14 protein-coding genes and 1 riboswitch are annotated in these 26,150 nt (G+C 42.3%); of the genes, 7 read left to right on the forward strand and 7 right to left on the reverse strand.

Going from position 1 to position 26,150, the window contains the following annotated elements; genetic code table 11:
- Positions 1 to 7 precede the first annotated feature (7 nt).
- Entirely contained in the window at positions 8 to 2,935 is a 2,928-nt protein-coding gene (locus tag ABDD95_RS17605) for a SusC/RagA family TonB-linked outer membrane protein (protein WP_345948651.1), read from the reverse strand.
- 355 nt (positions 2,936 to 3,290) lie between these two features.
- Here ABDD95_RS17605 and ABDD95_RS17610 point away from each other — a divergent pair, with 355 nt between their 5' ends.
- Positions 3,291 to 7,472, forward strand: coding sequence for a two-component regulator propeller domain-containing protein (locus ABDD95_RS17610; RefSeq protein WP_345948652.1), 4,182 nt, complete (start codon positions 3,291 to 3,293; stop codon positions 7,470 to 7,472).
- Between the two features lie 140 nt (positions 7,473 to 7,612).
- Here the strand turns inward: ABDD95_RS17610 and ABDD95_RS17615 are convergent, their stop codons facing one another.
- The 6 genes from ABDD95_RS17615 to ABDD95_RS17640 form a co-directional block, all read right to left on the reverse strand.
- Positions 7,613 to 9,301 carry a hypothetical protein gene (locus tag ABDD95_RS17615; RefSeq protein WP_345948653.1) on the reverse strand — a complete coding sequence of 563 codons (1,689 nt, stop codon included), beginning with the start codon at positions 9,299 to 9,301 and terminating at the stop codon, positions 7,613 to 7,615.
- Between the two features lie 254 nt (positions 9,302 to 9,555).
- Positions 9,556 to 10,635, reverse strand: coding sequence for a glycosyl hydrolase (locus ABDD95_RS17620; protein WP_345948654.1), 1,080 nt, complete (start codon positions 10,633 to 10,635; stop codon positions 9,556 to 9,558).
- Positions 10,636 to 11,619: 984 nt separating this feature from the next.
- Positions 11,620 to 13,434, reverse strand: a complete 1,815-nt coding sequence (locus tag ABDD95_RS17625; protein WP_345948655.1) for a serine hydrolase — start codon at positions 13,432 to 13,434, stop codon at positions 11,620 to 11,622.
- 57 nt (positions 13,435 to 13,491) lie between these two features.
- The gene (locus ABDD95_RS17630; protein WP_345948656.1) at positions 13,492 to 14,796 is read right to left on the reverse strand and encodes a RagB/SusD family nutrient uptake outer membrane protein; all 1,305 of its coding nucleotides are present in this window, start codon (positions 14,794 to 14,796) and stop codon (positions 13,492 to 13,494) included.
- Between the two features lie 18 nt (positions 14,797 to 14,814).
- The gene (locus ABDD95_RS17635; protein ID WP_345948657.1) at positions 14,815 to 17,817 is read right to left on the reverse strand and encodes a SusC/RagA family TonB-linked outer membrane protein; all 3,003 of its coding nucleotides are present in this window, start codon (positions 17,815 to 17,817) and stop codon (positions 14,815 to 14,817) included.
- A gap of 35 nt (positions 17,818 to 17,852) precedes the next feature.
- Positions 17,853 to 19,046 carry an anhydro-N-acetylmuramic acid kinase gene (locus tag ABDD95_RS17640; RefSeq protein ID WP_345948658.1) on the reverse strand — a complete coding sequence of 398 codons (1,194 nt, stop codon included), beginning with the start codon at positions 19,044 to 19,046 and terminating at the stop codon, positions 17,853 to 17,855.
- Positions 19,047 to 19,655: 609 nt separating this feature from the next.
- On the opposite strand from ABDD95_RS17640, the gene ABDD95_RS17645 reads away from it, so the two are divergent.
- The 6 genes from ABDD95_RS17645 (at position 19,656) to ABDD95_RS17670 (ending at position 25,873) form a co-directional block, all read left to right on the forward strand.
- A complete protein-coding gene (locus ABDD95_RS17645; RefSeq protein ID WP_345948659.1) occupies positions 19,656 to 20,957 on the forward strand; it encodes a DEAD/DEAH box helicase in 1,302 nt (433 codons plus the stop codon).
- 231 nt (positions 20,958 to 21,188) lie between these two features.
- A riboswitch (TPP riboswitch) is annotated at positions 21,189 to 21,292 on the forward strand.
- A gap of 117 nt (positions 21,293 to 21,409) precedes the next feature.
- Complete coding sequence (locus tag ABDD95_RS17650; RefSeq protein ID WP_345948660.1) at positions 21,410 to 22,129, forward strand: class I SAM-dependent methyltransferase; 720 nt, start codon at positions 21,410 to 21,412, stop codon at positions 22,127 to 22,129.
- A gap of 12 nt (positions 22,130 to 22,141) precedes the next feature.
- Positions 22,142 to 23,194, forward strand: a complete 1,053-nt coding sequence (locus ABDD95_RS17655) for an AIR synthase family protein (protein ID WP_345948661.1) — start codon at positions 22,142 to 22,144, stop codon at positions 23,192 to 23,194.
- Positions 23,191 to 23,841, forward strand: coding sequence for a thiamine phosphate synthase (locus tag ABDD95_RS17660; RefSeq protein WP_345948662.1), 651 nt, complete (start codon positions 23,191 to 23,193; stop codon positions 23,839 to 23,841). Before ABDD95_RS17655 ends, ABDD95_RS17660 begins: the two co-directional genes overlap by 4 nt.
- 2 nt (positions 23,842 to 23,843) lie before the next feature.
- The gene (locus tag ABDD95_RS17665; RefSeq protein ID WP_345948663.1) at positions 23,844 to 24,110 is read left to right on the forward strand and encodes a Trm112 family protein; all 267 of its coding nucleotides are present in this window, start codon (positions 23,844 to 23,846) and stop codon (positions 24,108 to 24,110) included.
- Between the two features lie 497 nt (positions 24,111 to 24,607).
- On the forward strand, positions 24,608 to 25,873 hold the full coding sequence (locus tag ABDD95_RS17670; protein ID WP_345948664.1) for a serine hydrolase: 1,266 nt from the start codon (positions 24,608 to 24,610) through the stop codon (positions 25,871 to 25,873).
- Positions 25,874 to 26,150: the final 277 nt, after the last annotated feature.

Raw genomic sequence — 26,150 nt, forward strand, 5'->3', positions numbered from 1 at the left:
GAATGCTTTAAAATTTTACGTTTATACCAGCGTTAAACATTTTCTGCACCGGATACAGGCCCGAGAAACCCTCCGGATCAACGTCCTTAAGTTTGGTGGCCGTAAATAAATTGTAGCCGTTGATATAAATGCGGGCTTGTTTTAACCCTATTTTACCAGTAAGCTGTAAAGGCAGGGTATAACCCAGTTCAACACTTTTTAAGCGCATATAATTACCGGAGCGTACCCAAAACGATGATAACTGACTGTTATTTAAATTAGTGCCTACCGATGCTCTGGGATATGTAGCTGTAGCGGCGGTAGCCGGGGTCCAACGATTTAAATTGCTTTCGTACGCCTGTCCTCGTCCGTTGGTCTGAAACTCCCAAACCTGGTTAGCTGGTATTAAATAACTGCTGGCGGGCACCCCTTGCGGCAAACCAGCCACTCCAGTATTACCCACAATCAAACTTCTGTTGCTTACGCCCTGTAGCAAGGCAGATACATCGATGCCTTTCCAATTCACGCCTAGGTTTAGTCCGTAATAAATAAGCGGCCCTTTGTTGCCTATTACGGTTTGGTCGTACGAGTTAATAACGCCGTCGCTATTGATGTCGCGGTACTTAATGTCGCCTGCACGCGCAGTTGAAAAAGGTTTAGCGGCCGCATTGGCTTCGGCTTGTGTTTGAAACAATCCATCGGCCAGGTAGCCATAAATTTGCCCAACAGTTTGACCGGTACGCTGCATATAACTGTAAGGATAGGTCACCTCATCCTGGAAAAGTACTTTTGAGCGCTGTATGGTCAAATTGGGTGATACATAAAATCCAAAATACTTGCTTTGCTTTTGATAGGCTGCCTGAAACTCAAAGCCGCTGTAGCGGTTTTGACCCAGGTTTTCATCCGGATAGGTTATACCGAACAAATTACTGCTGCCGCCGCGGGTTACTAATAAGTCGTAATATTTGTTGTTAAAATATTCGACGGTAAACGTAACTGCATTATTAAGCATGGCGGCATCTAATCCGATATTCAGTTTATTGGCTTTTTCCCAGGTTTGGTTTGGGTTGGCCAGGTTAGCCAGCGTTAAACCGGTGGCTGTTGTGGGAGTTGTGCCCAAATTGTAATTACTGCCTGATGTATAATACTGCTCGTACTCATAATAGCCGGAAGCATCATAACCCGTTTTGCCATACGTTGCCCGCAGCTTCAGGTTATTTAACCAGCGGGTATTGCTTAAAAACTGTTCCTTATTAATAACCCAGCCTAAACCTACAGCCGGGAAAAAACCATAACGATTGCCCTGAGCAAAATGATTAGAGCCATTGTAGCCGGCAGATACCTGAACCAGATATTTAACATTATAACTGTAAGACAAATTACCTGACAGACCTACATATCGTATGGAAACATCACTATTAATGGACCGAACATCGTTATTGGCCAGCAGCAAACCGTTAAACTGGTGTACACCGGTATGTTTATCATACCCTAATGATAGCTCGGTGTAATTCAATCTGTTTTGAGTGTTGATGGTAGCCGTGTTTACCTGGTCGGCAATGTTTCCGTATTGCCGATAGGTGGCAGTGCCATTAGCGCCAGCCAACGGCTCATAAACTACAAGCGCGCGGCTGCGGTTTACATCTTCTAAACTGTATGAGCGCATGGCAACCAGTGCTTTTGCCCACATACCTTTAATTAAAGGGTCGAGATTACCCTTCAGCGCTACATCAAACTTAAAATCGCGGCTGTTTGAGGGGCGGTAACCCGACTGAAAAACCTGTCCGTAAATATTGTTTTGAAAATTCAGATTGCCAGCAAGAGAGCCGTTGGCATTAAAAACCGGATAAGCGCTGTTTGGCGTGTTGCGCAGGTTGGTTAAAATGGTTTCGGTAGTAGCGCCGGGTTCATTAAAATCCTGTATCCGGCCAAATAGATTTACACTGGCTAATAAGTATCTGTTGATATCAAATTCAACATTAGTGCGTAAAATGTATCGTCTATAATCTGCGTTGGTGTTGTAGCTCCGATCAGCATCCGTTTTAAAAAAGCCTTGCTGTTTCCAGTAGTTTAAATCGGCAAAATAGCGTACACTTTTGTTACCTCCTGAAGCAGATAAATCATAGCTGCTAAAGGCTGCCCGGCTGCGCAAAACCTCATTTTGCCAGTTTACGTTAGGGTGACCCAAGGGGTCGCTCCCGGTTCTGAAGGCTTCCAAATCGGCAGGGGAATATGCAGCAGCATAGCCATCATTGGTCAAAGCCTCGTTATAAAGTGTGGCATAATTATAAGCGTCTAAAAATTTAGGCTTGCTTACCGGTTGGGTTACACCCTGCAGGGCATTAAATGAGAATGTGTTACTGCGGGAATCGCCTTTTTTTGTAGTGATCAAGATAAGTCCGTTTGCGGACCGCAAGCCGTACATTGCGGTAGAAAGCGCATCTTTTAAAACGGTAATCGACTCAATTTGCTCAGCATTAATTGATGAAAAGCTTTGAGGTGTACCGTCGATTAGTACAACCGGATTACGACCGCGCAACTGCAGCGATACATCATCCCCACCAGGTGCTCCGGATGTTTGCTGTGTGTAGAGGCCCGCAAGCCTGCCGGTTATCATGGTGCCAAAATTGGCGGCAATGGTTTTACGGATGTCGGCATTATAAACTTCGCCTACCGACTCAATACTGGTGCGTTTCAATTGCCTGCGAAACAACACAGAATAGTAGGCAGTTGTATCTGTTAAGGCAGGCGTTAGTACCAAAGGTGTGTCGGCTATCGGCTTAATCATTTTTCGCTTTTTCACCTTTTTCGTATCCCCGCCGTCCTTAACTAGTTTATTGTGCTCTGCAAAGCGGCCTGCGCCATAGGCCGTTGATGCGCCAATACCTGTTAAAAAAAGGGCTACCGAAAAAGCCGTAAAAACTGATGGAAAAAACGCTGGTAAAGTTTTTCTCATATAATTTTTTTTAGTGAGCCTGCAACATGCTTATAGCCCTCATCGGGTTAAGGCATACGCATGCAAAATAGGTAAGTAAGATACTGCACCTTTTAGCAGGTTCGCGTTTTTAATTGGTTTATGTCGCAAATTACCTTATTGCGAAATTAACCAGCTTGCTCTGTTGAGCCTTTTATTTGCTGATTTGACCTAAAAGATATTCCTGATGACCAGAAAAAGGCATTTTGATACGATAAAGGCACTATTTGAGTGATACGTAACACGCCTCAATTACACATTCGTAATTTTTTGTGTAATTTGCATTATTACAAATTATAAACCTGCTATTGGCCAATTTGCCAATTTCTTGCTTCTTATGTTTTTGAACGCGTACATTAAAAATGCAGGCATTGTGGGCTTGTTGCTTATGCTTTGTGTAATGCTCACTAGTAAAAGCGTGGTTGCTCAATTGCCTGAAATAAAATTTGACTATCTGACACGTGAGCAGGGCCTGTCGAACAGTACGGTAACCAGTATTTTTCAAGATAGCAAGGGATACATTTGGCTGGGTACCGAAGATGGCCTGAACCTTTACGATGGCTACCGCATTACCTCTTTTAAAAGTAACGGCACCAGCGAACATACCCTTAGCAATAGTAATATCACTCAAATTTTTGAAGACAGTAAGCAACGCCTTTGGGTGGCTACCGAGCACGGCATAAATCAATATAACCGAAACTCTAATTCATTCATCCGCTACACGCGTCACACAACTAAAGGACAACTGACTAGTAATATCATTAATTGTATTAGCGAAGATAAATGGGGTTATTTGTGGCTAGGTACTGCGGCGGGGCTGCACCGGTTTGATTGGAAAAACGGCACGTTCCGATACTATGTGTTGCCTCGAACAAGTGGTAAATCCTCTCCTACCGTAACCTGTATACATCCGGATACTTTGGCCCGGTTGCTTATCGGGACCGATGGCAACGGTGTATTATCCTTCGACATAAAATCAAAAAAATTCCTAAAGCCAACGGGGAGGTTAAATGAGGTAGCCACCTTGCGCATTAAAACTATTGAAGTTGACAAACAAAATAAATTGTGGATAGGCACCACTGGTAATGGTGTATTTGTTTATGACCGCCAAACCAATCAAATTCACAATTATATTAACCAGCAATATAACACGGCCAGCTTGTCAAATAATGTAGTTAAAAGTATTTTGTGCGACAGTAAAGGCCAGGTTTGGATAGCTACCGAAAATGGTGGTGTTAACTTATGGAATGCGGCTTCGAAAACTTTTAGCAGGTATGAAAATAACGCTAACAAGCCTTATAGCCTTTCTCAGAAAACTGCCTCGGCTTTATTTGAAGACAGACAAGGCAATATTTGGATAGGCACACACCGTGGTGGTGCTAACATCTACCGGTCAAATACCTACAAATTTAAAACCTATACACAGGGTTCAGCATCAGGAATGCTTTCCTATAAGGATGTCAAAACTTTCTTTGAAGACAAGTCGGGAACCATTTGGGTAGGCACCGATGGCGGCGGCATAAATTTATGGAACCCACTAACCGATCAATTCAAACAATACCGGTACAACGCAAAGCAAGAAAACACCATAGGCTCTGACGCAATTTTGCATATTATGCAAGACCGGCAGGGCCATATATGGGTAGGCACCTGGGGTGGAGGCCTTAACCTGTACAACCCGGCTAACGGAACCTTTAAACGCTACGTTCATCGCGATGGTGATCCAAATTCGATTAGCTCAAATAATGTCTGGCGTATTTTTGAGGATAAACAGGGAAATTTATGGGTTGCTACCTTCTATGGCGGCTTAAACATCTTTAACCCCAAAACAGAAAAGTTTAGCCGCATCACTAAATCGTTTAACAGCCAAACCGAATTTATTGGTAACAACGTAGTAAGCATCAATCAAGATTACCAAAACAACCTATGGTTCGGAACGGATGACGGGGGTTTGAACTGCCTTAATTTTCAAACACGGCAATTCACACACTATTTTTATAATGTAAAAGAAGGTCAGACTGGCAGCATACGCACAATTTATACAGACACCAAACATCGGTTGTGGGTAGGCAGTAATGGGCTTTACTTATTTAATCCGGCAAAAAAACAATTTGGCTTAGCATCCACCCACCAATATTTAATGAACGAAAAAATACAGGCAATAATTGAAGACAAAAACGCCAGCCTGTGGGTAAGTACAAGCAATGGTCTTATCAGCTTTAATTCGGCAAACGGTTATATAAAACGCTATACTGATGCAGATGGGCTTCAGGGATTGGAATTTTGTCAAAATGCCTGCTTAAAAACCCGAAACGGTCAATTGCTTTTTGGCGGCTTTAAAGGGTTCAATGTTTTTAACCCCGATAGTATAGCCAGCAACCCTTACCGCTATCCCATATATATCACCGATTTGCAGATATTTAACAAAAGCATCAAGGCTGGCACATCAGATAAAATTATTGATAAGTCTATTACCGAAGCTGAAAGGGTAACGCTTGATTATAATCAATCTGTATTTTCGTTTGAATATGCGGCCTTAAATTATGTAGCACCGGCAAAAACACAGTACGCTTATTTTTTAAAAGGATTTGACAAGGGATGGAATAAAGTAGGTACGCAACGTAAGGCAACTTATACCAACCTTGATCCGGGACGATATACTTTTTATGTAAAAGCCAGTACGCCCGATGGTAAATGGAACACGCAGCCCGCTTCGGTTGACGTTATCATTCGTCCGCCTTTTTGGCTTACCTGGTGGTTTAAATTACTAGCCGGGCTTAGCATTACTGGTTCTATCTTCTTATACCTCTATTACAGGCGAAAATCTGAACTTAGGGCAATACATGAGCAAAAGCGTGAAGAAATGCACCAGTTGCAATTGCAGTTTTTCACCAACATATCGCATGAGTTTCGGACGCCGCTTACTTTGATACTCGGACCGTTAGAACAAATTTTAAAACAAGATACCGGCTCGGCATTTACCCGTCAATTCCACACCATACATCGCAATGCAAACCGCTTAATGCAACTCATCAGCGAATTAATGGATTTTAGAAAGGCAGAATCAGGTGCATTAAAGCTGAAGGTTATGGAAAGCAATTTTTCGGTTTTTATTGATGAGATTGCACTTGAGTTTGAAGATTTAGCCCGGCAGCATCAAATACAATTCACTGTAAAAAAGCATGCTAATTTTAATAACGCCTATTTTGACCGGCAAGTGGTTGAAAAAATATTACTCAACTTACTCAACAACTCCTTTAAATACACCCCCGAGCAAGGTCATATCAATATCGAAGTTTTAGCATCGTTAGAAGGCTTTACAACACCTTATAGTAACACCTTTAAAATTGATAACGACTACAAAGCAAAAAAGTATCTGTATATCAGCATAAGCGATTCGGGCATCGGCATTTCTAAAGATTCCATCAGTTACCTATTTGAGCGCTATTATCGCATTACAGATAGCCATTTAGGTTCGGGCGTGGGGTTGGCTTTTGTTAAAACGCTAACCTTATTACACAAAGGATACTTGTTGGTTAACAGTGAGCGCCACCAGGGCACTAATATTATTGTAGCCTTGCCATGCCACCCAGCCGACTATAGCCAAAGCGAAATGTGGATAGAACACCCTGCTGAAGGAGGTGTACAGTTGGAAAGTATGAAGTATAAAGAACTTTTGTATAAGCCCAAAATTGCATCAGATACTTTAGAATTATCTACTGATCAAACACTCCAAAGTTCACCGTTAGTATTAATTGTAGATGATAACGCAGAGCTGCGTGCTTATATTAAAGAGCTATTACAGCCTTTTTATCAAATCATTGAAGCTAGAAATGGACAGGAGGGCCTAGATAAAGCTAAAGAACAATCGCCTGCTTTGATTATGAGCGATTTAATGATGCCGGTGATGGATGGTATTGAATTTTGTGCTGCCATTAAAGCTGATTTTGAAACAAGTCACATACCGTTTATCATGCTTACCGCAAAGGATGCTATTGAGTCCCGTTTACAGGGTGTTGAGTCGGGAGCTGATTACTACTTCAGTAAACCCATTAATACCAACCTTTTATTGATCACCATTAAAAACTTGTTTGAGCAGCGCCAAAAAATTAAAGAACGGTATTATAAAGATTACCAGGTTGAAGTGCGCGAACTGGTACACACCTCTAAAGACAAGGCATTTATGAATGACCTGCTGAGTTTGCTAGAAGAGAAACTGGAAGATCCGGATTTGAACGTAGATTGGGTATGCCAGGAGATAGGCATCAGCAAAACCAAACTTTACAAAAAAATAAAAGACATAACAGGGCAAACCATCAACGAATTCATCAGATCGTTACGGTTAAAAAAAGCCACAGAGATCATGACTCATGAGGATGTATTGATTACCGAGGTAATGTACAGGGTAGGTATACTATCGCAATCGTATTTCACTACTATCTTTAAAAAAGAGTTTGGTGTAACGCCATCTCAATTTCAACAGCAATTAGAGGGTAAGGGGTCGAATAAAGTTTCTTGATTTATAAGTTTATTCAATTAAACCCGGCAATTACGTCGTTTTGAATGATTTGCTAGTAGGTGGTTCTTCCGTTTTCACATTTTAATTACAGGCACCCGTACAGCTCTCCGAAAACAACATAATTGCCCGGTTTTATTTATCTATTTCCTGATGTAAATGTCATCAACCATGGCAACGGCGCCTGTGTAGCTATTACCGGTCTCCACTTCGAAAGCGTTAATGTTGGTAGTAACATTGTTAAAAGCAACCCCCGACGCTTTTAATACGCCGTTCACATAAATGTCTGCTTGATCGGTTGCGGTGCTGGCCACAACTTTCACTGTGTACCAAGTATTAGCACTAATATTTTGCAGCCCAGTCTTGGTACCTGATGCATTTATGTAATTAAGTTGGGTAGTGGTACCATTATAAACAGTGCCTAAAACAATTAAGTCGTTACCGCCATACATAAGCCGGTAACGGGTGTATTTATTTACATCAGCTTCGTTAAACTTAAACTCGCATGTAATTATACCGCTTGATGTAGTGAAAGTTTTGCGTGCTTTTGTGGTTCCTGCCGAATTATTATCCGATAAGCGCAACACCAAATTACTGCCGGTATAACGCACTTCAGATGCGGTACTGCTGGCATTGGTAATTTGCCAGAAATCTGGAGGGTTAGGACTGTTACCAAATTCAAAATCTTCGCTAACTAATGTAATGGCTGTCGCACCGTCACTCATGGCCTTATAACTAGTATGCGCAGCAAGTTTAGTAGCAGATACCGTGCCGCTGCTTAAGGTTTTTTGCTCTAAGCCAAAACCGGTAGCTGATGATGGCTCATGAATATTGTACCAAAATATAGGTCGCATAGGCGATAAATTAGCCACAAGTGAATCCATGGTTTCAGTAAGGTAACTGGCTTTAGTGGCCTCACTGCTTACATAACTGGTTAAAGTTGTCCAGGATGTTTGATAGCCAATCTCGGTTACCCAAACCGATTTGTGAGATGCCCCCCAGGTGCTGGCTGCACTCTTTGTTGCGCGTATGACATTCATAACACCTGTTGCATTGGTTGAGTAAGGGTGAATATTGATGCCATCGGTATAGGCGTAAGCGCTATCAGCCGTCATGCGGGCATAAAAGTTGAGATAATGGTTGGTCCAGTGAGATAATCCGCCCATTATCACCGTGGCCGAAGGGTCTACGCTTTTAATAGCATTGTAACTGCGTTTGAGGTGCGAATTATATTTGTGCACACCTAAATTGTAAGGTGTATTCGGATCGGTAGAATTTTCACCAACACGGTCTCCTAAATCCCATTGATTAGTCAAGTTAGGCTCGTTGTGAATTTCCCAATATTTAATCTTGCTTTTGTAACGCGCTACAACATTTTTTAAAAAAGTCTCATTGGCACTTTCCTGTGCTTCGGTACCGTAACTTCTAAATGGTTGGCCTTTCATATAACGCATTAGTATGTTGAGCCCGGCACTCACGGCTGCGTTAACTTTCGGGTCGATATCGCGCTCCATATCCTGTCCTACTTTGAAGCTCATACGTACCCAGTGTATACCGGCATCATGCATGTCATCAACGTCAGAATTGATTCCATCCAGATTGTACGGCCCGATGTCTGGTAATCCAGTACCGGTAGTGTCTGTTCCCCATTTGTTCCATGGTCCGCCCCATGTAACACCCTTCCAATTATTCGTTGTAAAACTTGACCCGGAAAGATCCATCGTCTTGAATCGTTTGCTTTCGGCAGCATTTTCCGTTTCAAATGACGTAAGGTTTTTTTTGCATGCAACAAGGCAAGCCGCCACCAGCAATAGTAGAAGTAATTTTTTCATAATTTAAAATGGTTTAACATTAGAGCCGGGCTGAGAACCGGGCTGAAATGTCTGGTTAAGTATTTGGTTAAGAAACAGAGCAAATAAAATGATTACTTAAAAACAACCTTTGCTCAACCGACCCTAATACTTGCTCTAACCAACCTATTCTCGTTACAATAATCTATTTCAGCACTATTTTAAAAATTGATCCTTTTTAAAATAAAAAGCCCGGCACTAAGGCGCCGGGCTAATTCATATGATAATGCCAATCGTTATTTATCCGAGATTGCTTTATAAGCCTCGATTGCCGGAAGCCGCTTCTGCTGAAGGTTGCTATCGGCAAAATATTTAAAAGTTAAGCCATAGCCCGGATTGTTAGTTTTTTCGTTAAGGCAATACCAAAATATAGGTCTGCGTGGCGATAGATTTGATTGGAGCAACTGCATAACTTTAGTCAGGTTAATTGCTTTATCTTCCTCACTGGCTACCCTGCCTGGGTTGTTTGGCCAATTAGTTTGCGTATGAAAACCTATTTCAGTAATCCAAATAGGTTTATTGCGATGCGCTCCAGGCCATATGCTCATTTTTTGCTTAAAGGCGTTTAAACGATCAATTACCGCAGCCGGCGTTGGACCGTATGGATGCACATTTGCCTCGTCGCAATATAGGTAACCTTCTTCAGCAGTGAACCTATCCATAAACGTTTCCATATGCCATTCTGATAGGCCACCCATCAATACTACCGCCTCAGGATATACAGATTTAATAGCTTTATAACAGCGTTTCAAATGCAACACATATTTATGTACGCCTTGGTTATAAGGCGTATTAGGATCGCCCGATCCCTCACCTACCCGCTTTCCAATATCCCAGGATTCGGCCAAATTAGGTTCGTTACTTATTTCCCAGTATTTGATACGGTTTTTATACCGTAAAACGGTCTGTTTTAAAAATGCTTCGTTGGCAGCTTCCTGTTCCTCGGTGCCATAAGTTTTGGCAGGGGTGCCTTTAGTAAAGCGCATCAATATACTAATGCCTGCATTCACAGCCGCATCAACCTTAGGGTCAATTGTTTTTTCGTAAGATTCGCTGGGATTAAAAGTCATACGCACCCAATGCACGCCGGCATACTTCATGTCATCAACATCACTCTTCACACCTGCAGCGTCATAACCGCCGTCTTCTTTTTGCCATTTATCCCACGCCCCTCCCCAGGTTACGCCTTTCCAATTATTCACGGTCCACATTGGATACTTGTTCATTTTGTTATCAGAGGGCAGCCGATTTGAAACCGAGCAGGCAATAGTGGAAGCTGTTAAAATGAGTATAAGACCTACCGTCGTTTTTTTCATTATGATTTAATTTATATTAAACTTAGAATGCCAAGTCGCTGCCCATCAAATCTTCACCACAATAACGTTCAATAGTAAGAACCTTTGCGATGCACAAACAGACAGCCCCCTGACGACAAGATATGTAAGCTGCAAACAAGACTAAACCGACACATCCTGATTATGAGCGCAAATTACGATGATGCTAGCTTTGATTATTTGCTGTATTGCTCAAAAAGTTTGCTCATTAGAGCTAAACTCTGTCTGGTAACAGCTATTGAGAGCGCTAAAAAGAGTTATAGAAACGATATTGAAATCAATTACGTTTGAAGTTGAACTAATTGATCACATTTATAAAAGAATTGATTAGGTGACTTTAACTTAACTGCTACCGACGCAAACTGCATTTATAGCTAGTCAGTTAACCAATATAACCCTTGTTCTATCAATGAACAGCTCGCTTATTTCTGAGCTGCTCATTCACAAACCTGAATAATTCGATTCACCTTTTTATGGATAACAATTTGAACTTATATCATCAGATTGTGAAGAAGTAATATAATTTGAGCAGGTTTTTAGCGAGACCTATTTTGCAAAACCTGCATTATAGCATTATTAGAGGCAATTTTCATACAAAATTCTGAACCGCCCTCTCCGCAGATAACCGTGTTAAAAACAAATAAAAGCCTGCAGATCACATAATTGCAGGCTTTTATTTTGGTGCTAAAATTCGATTTTATGCACCGAGTTACCTAATACTCTGGAAACCGCTGTTTACCATCAACGACATAACTCTAACCTTACCATCTTTTGCTATTTGTAGAAAGCTAAAGGCATGCTTTGATCTTTGTTATTATGCTTTCTAAAATTCAGCAAGGGATAACTCCTCCAAATTATCGTATTTAGATTCTTCTTCTGTAGTTAGTTCCATGTTTATAGATATTTCTCGAGTCGCTGCTATATAAGAGCGGAGGTTCAGGGTAAATGTACCCTAGCTAAATTGGCCTATTTATGTATTTCTTTTTTATCGTTATCGGTAATGGCATCGTAACAGGCATCCAGCACCAGTGAACGGATATTCACTTTTGCCGGTCCATATGTTTTCCCGTCGTCCGGATAAACCCGGTTGGTTAAGCAGATGTAAACCAGGTTATATTTAGGATCTACCCAAACGTAGGTGCCAGTATAACCACTGTGCCCAAAAGCCAGTTCAGACCGTTTATCAGTAGCCGAACTTTTGTTTGTCCTGTCGAAACCCAGCCCGCGCCATGATGTTTTTGACTGACGGGAAGTAAACAAATCAACTGTTGTACTGTCAAAATACCTACTGCCTCCATAGGTGCCTTTATTAAGCAGCATTTGGTAATAAATGGCCAGGTCATTGGCGTTGGAAAAAAGCCCGGCATGGCCTTCTACTCCTCCAGCCATAGCAGCACCCGGATCATTCACATAGCCCTGAACCAGCATGTTCCTAAACCAATTATCATTTTCGGTTGTGGGCACAATTCTATCTATATTAAAACGGTTGCGTGGTAAGTAGCCGCTTGCTTGCATACCTAAGGGGCGGTACAAATTGCTTAATACGTATTCGTTTAATTTTTGATGGCTTACGGTTTCGAAAACTTCCTTCATCATGTACATGCTCAGATCGCTGTAAACAAACTTGCCACGGGTATTACCGCTTGATGCCAGGGTTACCGGCCACATAACCTCATTGAAGTAGTTGGCCCGCAAATAATAATGATCGGCTACCTTGGTAGGATATGCCGCTGAAGAATCGGTACTTAGATCCTGTTGTTTAAGCTTTTCGTAAAACTTGATGTAGGGCGTAAAACCGGCTTCGTGCAACAAAGCTTCGCGTACGGTAACATCTTTTTTATCAGGGATATTTCGGAGCAAAGCCACGTACTTGCTTATAGGCGAATCCAGCCCCACTGTATGCTGCTCATATAAGTGCATGATAGACGGTGTGGTTGCCGTAACTTTAGTAATAGATGCCATATCGAAAATATCGGTAAGCTTTGTTACTTCATTTCCGTTATAGGTGTGCTTACCATAAGCTTTGTTAAATATTACTTCGCCGTTTTTAGCTACTAACACCACTACTGCAGGTGCCGAATGACTTGCAATACCTGCGGCAATTATGGAATCTATTTTATTCAGTTTATCAGCATTCACCATTACCGCTTCGGGAAGCGAATACCCTAAGCGGATTTTAGTTGCCGTATAACCGCTGCCCTTAATAAATTTTTTACTAAAATTTTCTGTAAGTCGGTTGGGCACCGCAACCCCGCCAAAAATGAGTTGGGCTGCAATAGATGCTCCCTCAGGAGTATCGTTCTTATACCAAATTACCGGCGACTTGATTTGATCGAGATACCCAAGGTTTTTTCCTGGTCCTGTTAAAACTACTACAACTCGGGTATAGCTTTCTATATCTTTTATAAGATTACGGAGAGAATTGTTAAAAGGCGACCTATCTGATAGCGTAACTATCACCATATTGTACAGTTTAAGCTTATCGTGCAGTGCATAGTACCCGGCAGCATCTTTTAACGTATCGGCTGTTAAGCCGGTAACTTTACAGTACTTGTTGGCCAAACTATCAAACACGCCAAACTCGCTGTAGTTTACATGTACGCTGGCAATATTCAGGTCAGGCAGCTCTTTAACAGGTATAGCATTCGAGCCGTTATTAAACAACACGATGTTGTTTTCTGCTTCATGGAGCTTATTAAGCTTTTTTAAGTTAGTAAGATGATCTTGCGCTTGTGCAACGCTGATGAGCAACACCAAATAAACAAAAAGTCCCTTTTTCATTTTCACAAAAAATAAAAGGAGAAAAGGGAACCCCCTTCTCTCCTTTGTAAGCAGTTACTATATAGCCGGATCTGCCGGAGTATTCGGATTATTTAAACGCTCTTGGTCTGGGTAAGGATAAAATATTCGGTTGCGCTCACTTAAGTCTGTTGGTGGTGCCGGGCGGTTGAACCTACGGGTGTCTTCCCATTTAAGGCCGCTTAAATAAAGTTCCGCACAACGCTGTTTGTACACCTCAAGCAACAAGGCATCAGTTGTTACCGCGCCGCTATAAGCAGGCAAACCTGCATTTACACCATTTAAATCACCTGAGGTTTGCGTGCGTACCGCGTTAATTTGTGCCAGCGCGTCGGTTACCGATCCGTTTAAACGTAATATGGTTTCGGCTTTGATGAGCTTAATTTCATCATTTAAATATACCGGTATAGGTGTAGTCGGCGAGGCCGCAAAACCGGTTAAGCCAACCGTTACTTCACCGCCAATAGTGGTTTTTATACCGTTAAAGTAAAAGTTGTAACGTTGATCGCCCGGGTAATATAAATTGGCGGGCAGGCCAAAATTATCACGTGGTACGTATGATTTGGTTATGTTGAATAGTGTATTAAGCGGATTAGGGCTTTGTGTGGTATAAGTAAACCTCGATGTTTTGGTCAGGTCTACCAAATTTGCATTGCTTAAAGCCTTCTGATAATTTCCAGCCATAAGGTTAATTCGGGCTTCCATGGCATAAAGTGTATTGACCAAATCAAAATCAGGTCCTGCCACAGTTGTTCCAAAGCTCGCGTTAGGCGTATTTGCAGTTACCGCAGCAACACCAAGATCTAATAGCCTGATAGCTTCTGCAAAAACTTGTTCGCGGGGCACAAATTGTACCGGAGCCGATGTGCTGGTATTGATGTTTGCTTGTGGAAACGCCATGGCAAGTTCTGCTAAAGCCATTGCCTTAAAAAGGTAGGCTTGCCCCATTATGCCACTTAAAAGCGATGGCTCGATAGAAGAGATTTGCGGGGCGTTGTTAATCACATTTTCGCACATGGTCATTTCCCGCTGCATAGATGACCAGTAATTTAAGATACCGGCATTGGCCGTAGGCAGGGCCGAACCACCGGCTTCAAGTTCCAAAACAGTAGTAAAAGTAGCAAAGCCTTTCATCTCGCGCGATGTTGTGCTTGGGGCCAGGATAATGCTGCTTAGCCCCGAAGTTGAATAATACTGCCTTAAACCTATACTTAAGGCAATGATACCTTCCCTGGAACTTAAAACCTGCTCATCGGCCGCGGCATTAGGATTTACCTGATCGAGCTTACATGATGATGCCAACACGAGCATCACAACGGTTAGTATTTTATAGGTGATTTTCATAAAATTCATTTGATAACGTTAAAAACTGTAGTTGAACCCTAAAGCAATTGTTCTCGGGATTGGCACTTCCACAAAATCGAAGCCGCGTACGGCTCCGCTTTGGCCTGCGGCATTGGTTTCAGGATCCCAGCCACTATATTTGTCAATAGACAAAAGATTTCGACCGGATAACGTAACCCTTAAAATCCTCTTTTTCAGGAATCTGAATCGCAGGTTGTAAGAAGCTGATATTTCGCGGAGTTTTAAATACGAACCGTCTTCAATCCAGTTTTCCATGATGGGAAATAGCGCTGCTGAAGTTCCTTTGGGCACTTCACCTCTCAGCTCTGGCTCGTAACCTGCCAAGCCACCATATAAATCACGGTCGCCTACACGTTTAGTGAAATTGAACACCTCACCCCCATAAGAAGCGTCCCACTGCATACGAAACGAAAAGTCTTTGCCAACGTTGAATTCGTTAATAAAAGAGCCGGTCCATTGCGGGTTAGGGTCTCCAATTACCCGGTTTACAATAGTTCCCGTTGGCTGACCGGCAGCATTACGACCTGTAGTTTCACGCTGAGGCAGACCTGCAGGCGTTAACAATAACGATCCGTCGGCATTGCGAGCAAAAGCTGTTGCATAAAAAGCCCCTAGCGGATAACCTTCGACCGCAGCAACCTGACCAAAACCACCAGGGAAGGTTAACAAACCTCCCGGAATATCAAACACCTTATTTTTGTTCTTAGAGAAGATCACAGAAGTGTTCCATTTGAACTTTTCGCGTTGAATAGGAATCCCACGTACTAACAACTCCAGGCCCTTATTGGTCATATTGCCTATATTTTGATATTGCGAAAGGTAACCCGTTGATGGCCGTAAATTTACCAGCAGCAATAAATCTTTAACCGATTTGTCATAGTAAGAGAATTCAAAACCTAAACGATTATTAAATAAACTTGCATCAAGGCCTATCTCCTTTTCGATCTGGCGTTCCGGCTTAACAGTAGCATTGCCTAACTGGAACGGCGCAGATACGCCGGGAAGGCCTGCTAATAAAGCAGCATTATAGTTGGTTAAACGATCATAGGCATTGATAGCTGTTAAATTACCTGATTGCCCATAGGAAGCTCTTAATTTAAAGGTAGAAACTACCGAACCGATTGAAGAGTTCTTCCAAAAATCTTCTTCTGACAACAGATAAGCTCCACTTACCTTAGGGTAATATTGCCACCGGTTGTCCTTACCAAAAGAGGAGGCCACATCATTACGTATGGCACCTGTTAAAAACAACTTGCCTTTAAAACCAATGGTTTCCTGTGCATAAAAACCTAATATGTTTAATGTTGACCGGATGTCGGTTACAATCAGATTTGTTCCACTGGATGCTACCCGACTTCCGGGGCTTAATTGCGTGCCTGTAATACCGGCAGTGCTTACGCGCTCGGTTTGAGCTGTGGCACCCGCCGCTGTGGTAAACTCAAAGTCGCCGAGTTTGCCTTTATAACTTACATTAAGGTCGTTATTCAATAATAAAGCAATTCGATCTGCCCTGCGTGCAAAACCTGTGCTGAACGAGGGTGATGTGTTACCAATAGGAATAAAACCGGTAGCCAGTTGGGTGGAGTTGTCGTAACCTAATGTGTAATTGATAGACAGGTTTTTTACCGGCGTCATATTCACTTGTAAATCGCCTATGAGCCTGCTGGTTTTTTGACTAAAATCAAACCTGTTAATCGCTTCGAGCGGATTGGTACGCAACAAACCGGCCGGTGCCAGTGTTGGATAAATTCCGGTAACCGGGTTCGGATCTGAATTTACAAAATTATTACCAAAAATAAAGCCTGTTAACGCGCCATATGCCTCATTAATACCACCATTAGGTATTTCCTTGCTGCCACTTAAACTATAATTTAGGCCAAGGGATACTTTAATCCAGTTGTTAAACCTTTGATCAAGTCTTAAACGGGCTGTACCTCTTTGAAAATTTGAATTGTCGATAATGCCTTGATTACCTAAATAGCTTCCACTCATGTAATACTGCGTATTATCGGTACCGCCCGAAACCGACACGTTGGTTTCGTTACCGTAAGCGTTGCGGAATATGCGGTCTTGCAGGTCGTAACGTTCAACAGGAACCTGCGTTAGATCGGTAGCCGTCGTATTTGCAAACCGGAAAGGATATTGATTATATTTCAGTTTTTTACGCAACGAGTTAGACCGGAACTGCGTAGAAATATTCACTACTGGTGCGCCTGATTTTCCTCTTTTCGTGAAGATTTGCACTACACCATTGCTTGCCCTTGAACCGTAAATAGCCGCACCTGCGGCACCTTTGATGATCTCAATGCGGTCAATATCGGCAGGATTAATATCTACCAGCCTGTTTTGCGAATAGCCGCCCAAATCTATCAATTCGCTTGAACTGTTGTTTACGATCACACCATCAATTATATATAAAGGGTCGCTTGAACCTGCAATAGTACTGTTTCCTCTTAGCCGCACACTTATGCCACCAGCCGGGTTGCCGGAGTTTTGTGATATTTGCGCGCCGGCAACCTTACCCGCCAAAGCCTGGTCTATAGAAGTAGCCGTGCTATTTTCCAGATCTCTTGATGATACGGTGGAGATCGCATTACCCAATTGCTTTTTGCTGGTAGCGGCTCCGGTACCGGTCACTACTACTTCATTTAAATTTAATGCATCCTCAGAAAGCTCAATATCTATCGTAACTGGGTTTTGGTTGAGGGTGACTTGCCTTGTAACCGGCCGGTAACCCGTAAATGAAACGACCACAGCATAATTGCCATTAGGCACACTTGCATTTAAGGTGTATGCGCCATTAACATCGCTTGCGGTTCCCAGATTAGTTCCGCTCAGCCTGATTACCGCGCCTATAACAGGTTCTTTATCCCGGGCATCTCTAACAACGCCTTTTATAATTTGCCTATTTTGCGCCAAAGCAATTTGCCCCAAACAGAGCATAACAAACACAGCCGACAGGACTCTCGCTGTTTTTAGACATAGTAAGATTTGTTTCATATTAGGGGTGGTTAATTTTAATTATACATGCAATTTTATTGAGGAAAGCTTATTTTTCCCATAAATACTCGAGGGATACCAACCGTGCTTTTTAAACTTTCAGCATTACCTGCAACAGCTTCGTTAGCCAACAAGGCAAAGAGTACAGCTTCCTTTGCATCCGGGTTTATACCAAGATACGTTGTTGATTTGATTTTCTTAGAAAAATGCTTTTCAATATAAGAGATCAAAAGCGGGTTGTACATTCCGCCTCCGCTTACATAAATTTCAAAGCTACCGGTTGTTGCTATTGTCGTTTCGATGGCATTAATTATTGCGTTTGCAGAAAAACATGCCAGCGTTGCTAAAATGTCATTTGATGAAAGATTGACCTGGCCGGACTTATGCATGGCATTATCAAGATACGCTAAGTTAAACAACTCGGGGCCGGTGGTTTTAGGAAATGGTGCAACAAAAAAAGAGTGATCCAGTAACGCATGCAGCAATACCTGATTTACTTTGCCCTGTAAAGCCAGCTCTGAATCCTTATCGTAGTATAACCCAGGATAGTTTGCTTGCACATACTGGTCCATCAGGGTATTGCCAGGTCCAACATCGGTTGAAAAAAACTGGTCGGCCTTGCCTGCTGGTAAATAGGTAAAATTGGCTATACCACCTACGTTAAGCATAATGCGATTTTCAACAGCATCCGAAAAAATGAGGTAATCTCCGTAAACTGCTAGCGGTGCACCTTCACCGCCGGCTGCAATATGTTTCTGGCGAAAATCACTTAAGGTTATAATGCCACTTTTTACCGCCAGGTGATCGGCGTCGCCAATTTGCAAAGTAGCATTACCGTAACCATCATGAGGATGAAGGTGTTTGGGAGCATGAAAGATGGTTTGCCCATGGCTGGCAATCAGATCAACCTCTTTATTGCTGATTTCCCATTCCGTAAGACACTCTTGTATAAGTTCGGCATAATAACATCCGATAAAAGCATTAAGTACAGTGGTCTTCTTCAGATCAACCTCTTTTTTGGCAAAAATAGATTTGATTTCCTCCTTAAATTCAGCACTATATTCTTTGGTAATAAAGTTTTTTACTTTGACAGAAGTATTAGTTCCGGTACCTGTAAATTCGCATAAAGCAACATCCAATCCGTCAAATGATGTTCCCGACATCAAACCGATAATAGTGCGTATAGGTTGATTTGCAATTTTGTAGAGATTTCCTATGTTAGGATTCATATTTAATAGTTAACACTCAATCAAACAAAGCCACTCAGAAGGAACCGTAGAGGACAGCATTCCGAATAACACAGGTAATTTAACACGATATTAACATAAAGGCAAGTATTTAAGCATAATTTATATAAAAAGTGCATGATTAGAAAACGCTTTTAACCATATAGATTAAAACTTAATTATTATTCTATAAGTGTTCAATACAACCAGTATGGAAATACGGAAACGATACATTTGATATAGTTTATATTGATGATTCTCGCTTTAAAATCAATTCATCATATGAAACACTAAAAGATCCTTCAAAAGTCATTTCCTTTACTTGGTCCACTTCCATTCTATTCGTTATCGAGCTTTCTCACGACCTACTATTTGATAATTAGGAATAAATTGATTTGCTGTTACGTACACTTGTAGAAAAATATCGACTGGGTAGAGATGTTGCTTATGGCGTAACCAGGATTTTTGATATACCTAACGAACACTCCATAGACTTATCCAAAGGACAACTGATATTAAATTACTTTTTAAGCCAATTTAAGCCCGGACCTAAAAATGCGCCTTAAAAAGGATAGATTTGTAGCCCCCTGCGGGATTTTTAAAATACTAGATATGGCGTGGTTAGATAAATTGAAGCTAAAAAAAGGGTTAGTACAATCTTTAAATGAAGCAGGTTTCGTAGCTCCTAAAGAGATTCAGCAAAAAACATTGGCGCGTATTAACGGCGGTCAGGACCTAATTGCAGTTGGCCCCGAAGGTTGCGGCAAAACCACTACCTATATATTAGCCACGCTCAATAAGTTTAACTATACGCCCGATGGTGTACCGAAAGTTTTGATACTGGTACCTGATAAAGAAAAGGTAGAAAAGGTTATAGCTAAAATCGGTCAGCTCAACAAAAATAAAATGCTTTCTATAGTTCCTCTATTTGCCGCTCCTGGCATGGAAGCCCAAATGAATGCCCTGACCGATGGTGCAGATATTGTGGTTGCAACACCCGACAGAGCGCGTGCCATTTACCTTAAATTAGGTTTGGATGTCAATAAAATAGAACTGCTGGTTATTGATGATGCGGAACTGATGGTTAAGCAAGGTTTGCAATTACCCGTTACCGAACTGGCTGATAGCATCCCTAAATGCCAGCACCTCGTTTTTACTGAAGTACTACATGAGCGCTTAAACAAAATGATAACGCCTTTCATGAGGCAACCGGCCACTGTTGAGGTTGAAGAAATAGGAGAGCCGCAGTATGATATGCATTCGCAGCTATTATACCTGCTGCCTAACTTTGGCACGAAAGTGAATCTATTGAACCTGTTTATGCAGGATGAAGACCTGTTCACCAAAGTGGTACTGTTTGTAAACACCCGCCCAACGGCAGAAAAACTTTACAAGAGCTTGCGCGACCGGAGATGCACAGCGGCTTTATTAAACCCGTGGTTTTTTGAGATGGATGGCTTTACATCGCTGCATGAGTTTAAAAATGCCGCTACCCGGGTGCTGATTGTGGTTAACGATGGAGAACAGAAACTGGACCTGGAGGAGATCCCGTTCCTGATTCATTTTGAACTGCCGACTGAAAAAGAAACCTATATAGGCCGGATGATCAAAGATTCGCCAGATGATGAAAATGAAACCATGGCTATCACATTCGCTACGGATATTGAACTAAGCTTAGTCAAAAAAGTTGAACAAGCCACTGGCCAAAAAATTCCCTTAGGAGAATTACCGGAAAATTTGATTGTTGAAAAGGAACGCACATTGGCTGATGTTGCCGAAAAGAAAGCTGCCAAAGCAAAAGCAGATGATGATGCTCCCGGAGCCGCATTTCACGAAAAGAAAGCCAGCAATGCTAAAACCTACAATTACAGAGCTGGTGTAAAAGCGAAAATGAATAAAGATAAAAAGCATTAACGGCTGATAGTCGGTAGGCCTCCATGGAGCATGGTCTATTCTCATAATCTTATATCCAAATATCAAACGAGGTGGAAACATAAGGTCTTCCACCTTTTTCTTGCCCAGTCGATTTTAAAGCAAAAAGACTGCAAATCAAATATTGCAGTCTTTTCTTTTGGCGCTTAGGTCATTTCAGATAAAGTATGAAGAAAAGTGGGGAACCTTGAAATAATTAGCTATGTTTGTTAACATACTTGCACGGGGTGCTTTTTACCAAAAGATAAAAGGCTGAGATAATACCCGAGAAACCTGATACGGATAATACCGGCGTAGGGATGCACAGGCTAGTTACTAATCTTTTCGGCACCACAGTGCCGTTTATTCTATAAGATTAAAGCCTTGTTTCTGTTGCCGCTATTGTGCGCGCCTCCGGAAGCAAGGCTTTTTTACATTTTATACCTTTTGAATAAATGGAACTGGAGAAAAACAACAGCTTTGGCCTGATGACCCAAAGCCTCACAAACTGGCAGGGGCGCAAAGAGTGGTTTTTTAACCGCGAGCACACCGACACTTATGAACAATGGTACGAAGGCCGCTACAAAAGAGCCGAAGTATGGCAAAAGAAGGTGATGGCCCAATTGCTGGGTAAGGACCCGCGCGTAAAAGAGCTGCTTGAGTTTGGCTGCGGTACCACTCGATTTACTCGCTGGTGGCACGAAATAGGCATTGAAGCCACCGGTGGCGATATTTCCCCCTTCATGTTAGGCCAGGCTGTGCACCTTTTTGAAGGTGATCTGGTTAATGCCGATTCGCACTTTATGCCATTTAAAGATAATACCTTCGATGCTGTAGCCTTCATCACCACCTTTGAGTACTACCGAGACCCGGTACAGGTTATACGTGAGGCCGCACGCGTAGGCAGGCAAGGCATTGCATTTGGTATGATGAATCGCAATTCGCCCAAGGTATTGCGCAGGCGTATTCAACAGCTGTTTGGCAAAAATCCCTTTTATGTTACTGCTACATTTTATACACCTGCTATGCTGATTGAAAAGATCAGTGAGGCATTGAAAGGCCGACAGTACAGTTTGGAGTGGACTTGTACCGGCTTACCAGAGTGGTTCCCGGTGCAGCAATGGAGTGTGCCCGTGGGTGACTTTTTTGGCCTGTATGTTAAATTTTTGGATTAAGCCTTAGTTTCCATGTCTTTATCCGGAAAAATATCAGGTGGCGGTTTTGAGCAGATCATACTGCCGCACTGCGGACACTTACGAAGTGAAGTAATCAGCGGGCCAGCTTTTGGCGTAGATGTATCGCTCATTCATATGGGTGCCGGGTTAGGCTTAGCGCTCACCAGTGATCCCTTATCGCTTATACCATCTCTGGGGTTGCAAGAATCTGCCTGGCTATCGGTACACCTGATGGCAAATGACATGGCTACCACCGGTTTTGCACCCATGTATGCACAAATGGTACTAAACCTTCCACCGTATTTAACTGAACAGGATTTTACTACCTATTGGAATTTCATACATGAGTATTGTAAGCGTATAGGTGTTGCCATTACCGGCGGCCATACAGGCAGCATTGAAGGGCAAAACTCTACTATTGCGGGTGGTGGCACTATGCTGCTAACAGCGCCCACAGATCAGGTTTTGCTCAGCAGCAAAGCCAAAGCAGGCGATGTAATCATTGTAACTAAAGAATGCGCCGTTTCCTCATCTGCACTCCTGGCCATGTGTTTTCCCGAGACGGTAAAAAGCAAACTCGGCAAGGAAGCTTATGATCAAGGCTGCGAGATGTTCTACCAAACCTCTTCCCTGCCTGATGCCCTGGTTGCTGCGGGTACCGAGTACCACTACCAGGACGTGACTGCCATGCACGACGTGACAGAAGGTGGTGTTTTGGGCGCGATATACGAAATGGCCATAGCATCAGGCAATGGCGTTACTGTACATGATAAACTGCTGCCAATTGGTCAAACTCAAAAACAAATTTGTGACCTGTTTAATGTAGATGTTCGTTATTGCATAGGTGCCGGATCCATGATCATAGCTACCAAGAACGATCATGCCGAAAACGTATTGAAACGCTTGGCCCAGCATCATATCAAGGCAACTATAGTTGGTGAGTTTACGTCCAAAGAGCATGGCTGCAAATTGGTGAAGAACGGTATAGAAGAGGAAATGCCTTACTATAGCACAGACCCCTATTGGAATGCTTTCTTTTCAGCCTATAAAAACGGATGGAAATGATGAAGAAAGAGTTTAAGATTACCGGTGGCGTATACCTAGTACTGGACCCGGCTATGCCTGAAAGCCTATTGCTACAAAAGTTGGAAGCGGCGCTACACGGTGGCTTAAGTGCCCTGCAAATATGGAATAATTGGACCGAAGGGACTGACAAGTTTAAGCTGATAGAAGCTATTGCAGCGCTTTGCAGGCCCTACGATGTACCGTTGTTTATTAATGAAGACTGGCAACTACTGATGACGACTTCCTTTATTGATGGTGTACATTTTGATACGATACCTGCGAATTACAATTCGATCCTAGCATCTGTCGGGCGACCATTCATGGCTGGTATAACCTGTTCTGATGACCTGGACACCGTAAGATGGGCAAACGAACAACAACTGGACTATGTCTCGTTCTGCGCCATGTTCCCTTCGCCATCGGCAGGCACCTGTGATATTGTAATGCCAGCCACCGTTAGGCAGGCACGCTCTATTACTACCATACCTATTTTTGTTTCGGGCGGAATAACACCATCCAATCTGGTAACATTAAAGAAAGAAACGCCTTTTGATGGGGTAGCCGTTATATCAGGAATTTTGAGCGCTGATGAACCCCAACAGCAAGTACAAATCTATAAAGATGCCCTGGGCATTAACAACCAATAATTATGCAACTGAAAACCATAGAAAAGCTTTGCTGCCCTTTCGATAAGCAGGATTTGAAATTACAGGTATTGGCTAAAGGCCTTAACGAAAACATTGTGGAAGGCATATTGAGCTGCTTGCACTGCCAACGCCGATATCCGATCGTATACGGCGTGCCCATTATGGCACCGGATGAATACCGGCAGATTCAACTCGAACAACCAGTAATAGAACGCTGGAAATTAGAGTATGGCATAAACGATATCAAACTATTGCCTAACGGAGCCTGAGATTTTCCAAGGTTTAGTTATCGTTTGCCATGTTAAGACCTCTCATTTGTGAAAGTCGCTTTTAGTGAAACTTCAGCTTCATTGCCTGTTAAGGTTGGGCGGTTTTAAGTTCTGCTAGCTTCGTTTGCTTTTTGTTGCTGCAACTTGTACACCCTTTGCATTTTTTTCTGCTGTTTTCCTGTAAATGTTTCAAATAGCAAATAATATGTTAAATGATGTTAAACGCCTCAAGCTCTTCACTAGATTGTTATATGTTTAATGTCGTATTGCTTATGCGAGCACCGGCGTTCATGTCAATCTAAACAAATCAAATGAGGAACCTTTTATCACTAACTATACTTTTAACAGCATTTGCGGGCTTAACCGCCAGTGCTCAAACGAAGGCAATTAAGCAGCGAATAAATTTAGTTGAAAGAAGCTTAGTTGGCCCTGTCAGATCAAAAGACACTCAGGGGTGGACGATCTGGCAACGGATGGCGCATTATAACGTTAAGGGAGTGAGCATTGCAGTAATTAATAATTATAAACTCGAATGGGCGAAAGGCTATGGCTTAGCCAATGCCGCTGCAAAATCACCGGTGACCAACCAGACGCTTTTTCAAGCGGGTTCAATTAGCAAGTCTATAAATGCCATTGGCATTCTAAAGCTGGTTCAAACGGGAAGTGTTGACCTAAACACCGATATTAATAAATACCTAATCTCATGGAAATTCCCGTATGATTCACTGTCGCAAGGGCATAGTATAACGCTCGCTAACCTGTTAAGTCATACGGCGGAGTTGAACGTCCCAGGATTTGTCGGTTACAGCGAAAATGACGCTATTCCATCTATTTTGCAGGTAATCCGAGGCGTAAAACCCGCAAATTCAACAGCTATACATTCGATTTTTGCGCCTGGCAAAAGGCACGAATATTCTGGTGGAGGAACCACTATCTCACAATTGATAGTTGAAGATGTTACTCACCAGACCTATGATCGATATATGCAAAACGAGGTGTTGAAGCGTTTAAATATGGTAAACAGTACGTTTGCTGTCCCAAATAAAAAAGGAACTCATGTTGTCGCTACGGGTTATTATGATAACGGGAAGCAGATCGAAGGCAAGTTTCATCTTTACCCTGAAAAAGCTGCGGCTGGATTGTGGACAACGCCAACGGATTTGGCAAAATACATTATAGCGATTCAAGAAGCTTATAAAGGCAAACCGGGTACTTATTTAAATTCACACTTTGCTAAATTAATGTTAACGCCTTACCTAGACCAAAGGGCGGCATTGGGCGTTTTTATTGATAACTTTGATGGCGAAAAGTACTTTGAACACGATGGGTTAACCTATGGTTTTTATAGTCAGTACTTTGGGAGCTTGACCAATGGTAATGGCGTAGTGGTAATGACTAATTCGGTTAATACAAGGTTGATTCCTGAAATTATTAACAGCGTAGCCAAGGTTTATGGCTTTAAAGGATTATACCGCTCCAAGACAGAAAAAAATATAGCATTAGAGGATTTCACGCTACAGAGTTATTGTGGCAATTACACCCTTGCCCCGGGGGCGGTTTTGACTATTTTTACCGAAAACAAACAGTTATACGTTCGCTTAACCGGCCAGGAAATAATAGGACTGTTTCCAGAAACTGCAAGTAAGTTTTTCATGAAGGTAGTAGATGCCCAATTAGAATTTATTAAAGACAAAAGTGGTAATGTGACGAAAGTTATACTTTACCAAAACGGCAGTGCTAATGAGGCGCCTAAGACTAATTAAACTATAAAGAATTGCAACAGAACCAACATTATCAATCTTAACCGTTGCTATCATTGTTTCCATACGACGAATACTGTGAAATAATTTTCAAGAGCATGTACGGGGCAAAATGAACGCCTGACGGAGATATCACTTAATAGCCGTAAACCAAATCATAATGAGTTCTAACGCCTCCAGTTGCATACTGGATGCTCGGAAGCAATTCCTTTAAAATGAACTCCAACTATTCATGCTGAGAATAATCCTTGCACAACTCACGGGTACCCGTAATGGGCTC

The organism is Mucilaginibacter sp. PAMB04274 (genome assembly GCF_039634385.2).
Lineage (GTDB): Bacteria > Bacteroidota > Bacteroidia > Sphingobacteriales > Sphingobacteriaceae > Mucilaginibacter.

What these genes read in the sequence shown, in the direction of transcription:
- ABDD95_RS17640 (WP_345948658.1), bottom strand. Translation starts at nt 19,046, where the DNA reads ATGAATCCTAACATAGGAAATCTCTACAAAATTGCAAATCAACCTATA.
- ABDD95_RS17655 (WP_345948661.1), top strand. Translation starts at nt 22,142, where the DNA reads ATGTCTTTATCCGGAAAAATATCAGGTGGCGGTTTTGAGCAGATCATA.
- ABDD95_RS17665 (WP_345948663.1), top strand. Translation starts at nt 23,844, where the DNA reads ATGCAACTGAAAACCATAGAAAAGCTTTGCTGCCCTTTCGATAAGCAG.
- ABDD95_RS17660 (WP_345948662.1), top strand. Translation starts at nt 23,191, where the DNA reads ATGATGAAGAAAGAGTTTAAGATTACCGGTGGCGTATACCTAGTACTG.
- ABDD95_RS17605 (WP_345948651.1), bottom strand. Translation starts at nt 2,935, where the DNA reads ATGAGAAAAACTTTACCAGCGTTTTTTCCATCAGTTTTTACGGCTTTT.
- ABDD95_RS17625 (WP_345948655.1), bottom strand. Translation starts at nt 13,434, where the DNA reads ATGAAAAAGGGACTTTTTGTTTATTTGGTGTTGCTCATCAGCGTTGCA.
- ABDD95_RS17630 (WP_345948656.1), bottom strand. Translation starts at nt 14,796, where the DNA reads ATGAAAATCACCTATAAAATACTAACCGTTGTGATGCTCGTGTTGGCA.
- ABDD95_RS17615 (WP_345948653.1), bottom strand. Translation starts at nt 9,301, where the DNA reads ATGAAAAAATTACTTCTACTATTGCTGGTGGCGGCTTGCCTTGTTGCA.
- ABDD95_RS17650 (WP_345948660.1), top strand. Translation starts at nt 21,410, where the DNA reads ATGGAACTGGAGAAAAACAACAGCTTTGGCCTGATGACCCAAAGCCTC.
- ABDD95_RS17645 (WP_345948659.1), top strand. Translation starts at nt 19,656, where the DNA reads ATGGCGTGGTTAGATAAATTGAAGCTAAAAAAAGGGTTAGTACAATCT.
- ABDD95_RS17610 (WP_345948652.1), top strand. Translation starts at nt 3,291, where the DNA reads ATGTTTTTGAACGCGTACATTAAAAATGCAGGCATTGTGGGCTTGTTG.
- ABDD95_RS17620 (WP_345948654.1), bottom strand. Translation starts at nt 10,635, where the DNA reads ATGAAAAAAACGACGGTAGGTCTTATACTCATTTTAACAGCTTCCACT.
- ABDD95_RS17635 (WP_345948657.1), bottom strand. Translation starts at nt 17,817, where the DNA reads ATGAAACAAATCTTACTATGTCTAAAAACAGCGAGAGTCCTGTCGGCT.